This is a genomic window from Pantoea sp. SIMBA_079, from assembly GCF_046940275.1.
In the GTDB taxonomy this organism is placed as follows: Bacteria; Pseudomonadota; Gammaproteobacteria; order Enterobacterales; family Enterobacteriaceae; genus Pantoea; species Pantoea borealis.
On sequence record NZ_JAWRYR010000457.1, the window covers coordinates 1 to 263 of the forward strand.

A 263-nucleotide genomic window follows, 5' to 3' on the forward strand; every position below is an offset into this window, starting at 1 on the left:
GTATCACCCAGGCGCCGATGCGCACAATTCGCTTCATGAAGAGCGTCTCTATTCATCCGAGTAATCTCCAGGTGGCTCGTCCTGTTTCGGGTCGCCACACCGTTGGTACATTCGGTCCGTTATTGAAGTTTTCAGTGCGTTACCGAATGGCAACTCATAATGTGAAATGACATCGACGCCCATACACCATTTGACGTCATGAGGCGACAGCCCATAATTGGTTTCGAGAAAACCTAGCGCGTAGTTCATGCCTTCGTCGCATT

1 protein-coding gene is annotated in these 263 nt (G+C 50.2%); it reads right to left on the minus strand.

Annotation, left to right across the window (positions count from 1 at the left end):
- Positions 1–48: 48 nt before the first annotated feature.
- Positions 49–263 (minus strand): hypothetical protein (locus tag SB719_RS20790; RefSeq protein WP_412159835.1); only part of this gene is annotated, 215 nt, incomplete at its 5' end.